Source organism: Pseudomonas sp. RGM 3321 (assembly GCF_022836805.1).
Classification (GTDB): domain Bacteria; phylum Pseudomonadota; class Gammaproteobacteria; order Pseudomonadales; family Pseudomonadaceae; genus Aquipseudomonas.
This window is the reverse complement of sequence record NZ_JALHBH010000059.1, coordinates 1-1169: the sequence shown is the minus strand read 5'-3', so window position 1 is coordinate 1169 and position 1169 is coordinate 1. Positions and strand designations below refer to the sequence as shown.

At 54.1% G+C, this 1169-nt stretch carries 1 protein-coding gene; it reads left to right on the top strand.

The window, feature by feature from the left end; all coding sequences use genetic code 11:
- Positions 1 to 62 precede the first annotated feature (62 nt).
- Positions 63 to 1169 (top strand): IS3 family transposase gene (locus tag RGM3321_RS00240; protein WP_244391040.1). Its coding sequence is split into 2 segments (ribosomal slippage), with 1108 coding nucleotides annotated over them: positions 63 to 318 and positions 318 to 1169; the frame shifts between segments, so codons are not numbered across the junction. This gene is flagged as partial in the annotation.

Here is a 1169-nt window from a genome sequence, read left to right as displayed (position 1 = left end):
TGAGCTGGTCTAATGACCCCGGACACCTTAATGGGTGAAACTATATCCATTGAGGAGTCACCATGACCAAGAAATACAGAAAATTCGATGCAGCCTTCAAGCTTGATGTCTGCAAGCTCATCGTTGATCAGGGGCAGAGTGTGAACTCGGTCTGTCTCGACATGAATCTGAGTGATACGGCAGTGCGACGCTGGGTTGAGCAATACAAGGCCGAGCTGTTGGGTGGGCCGGGAATTGGCAAGCCGTTAACCAATGAGCAGCAACGGATTCGTCAGTTAGAACAGCAGATTCGTGAGCTGAAAATGGATAACGACATCCTAAAAAAAGCTACGGCCTTCTTTGCCCGCGAATTGAAGTGATCCATCAACTGGTTCACCAATTGCAACGCAAGGCCTACCCGGTGGCTCGTATCTGCCGGGTTTTGCGGATCAGTCGTTCAGGGTTCTATGAAGCTCATCAACGTCGCCAGATACCCAAGCCCGCCTGCCCGGCGGCGGCCATGATCAAGGCGACATTTGAGTCAACAGAACACTGCTACGGTAGTCGCCGTTTGGTAAGCTCGTTGCGCAGTGAAGGTATGTCCATCGGTCGCTTCAAGGTCCGTCGCCTCATGAAACAACAGGGTTTGCGCCCGATCTGGAAGCGCAAGTTTGTCCATACGACCAGCAGTAATCACAACTTGCCGGTGGCTGAAAACCTTCTCAACCGCCAGTTCAACCCTGAGGCCATCAATCAGTCATGGGTTGCGGATATCACGTATATCCGCACACGAAGCGGCTGGGTGTATCTGGCCGCGGTGATGGACTTGTTCTCGCGCAAGATCGTGGGCTGGGCCATGGCACCCCATATGCGGGCCGAGTTGGTGACTAGCGCGATGCAGTTAGCCATCGCTCAAAGGCGGCCTGAGCCGGGTCTGATTGCCCACTCGGATAGGGGGAGTCAGTACGCGGGAGCGGCTTATCAGGCCTTGCTGACTCGCAACGGGATGCGTTGCAGCATGAGCCGAAAAGGTAACTGTTGGGACAATGCAGTGATGGAGCGCTTTTTCCTGAACCTGAAAATGGAGCGCACCTGGAGAAAGGATTACGCCAACCTCGGCGAAGCAGTAAAGGACATCACGGATTACATCGTGCGGTTCTATAACGAGGGGCGATTGCACTCGACACTGG